This is a genomic window from Colwellia sp. MB02u-9 (assembly GCF_014077085.1).
GTDB lineage: Bacteria > Pseudomonadota > Gammaproteobacteria > Enterobacterales > Alteromonadaceae > Cognaticolwellia.
On the sequence record NZ_JACGVF010000030.1, the window covers coordinates 1 to 261 of the forward strand.

At 43.7% G+C, this 261-nt stretch carries 1 pseudogene; it reads right to left on the bottom strand.

Going from position 1 to position 261, the window contains the following annotated elements:
• Positions 1–261 (bottom strand): annotated as a pseudogene (locus H4J65_RS00110) (GGDEF-domain containing protein); the annotation flags it as partial.

A 261-nucleotide genomic window follows, 5' to 3' on the forward strand; every position in this document is an offset into this window, starting at 1 on the left:
CATTTTGAAAGGCTAGCTCTTTGTTGGCGAGGACTAATTCATCAGCACGTTGTTCTTTTTCTTCTTTAGCGAGAATCAGCTCTTCAGCCCGCTTGTCTTTCTCTTCATTTTGAAAGGCTAGCTCTGCGTTGGCGAGAATTAATTCATCGGCGCGTTGTTCTTTTTCTTCTTTGGCAAGAATAAGCTCTTCGGCCCGCTTGTCTTTCTCTTCATTTTGAAAGGCTAGCTCTTTGTTGGCGAGGACTAATTCATCAGCACGTT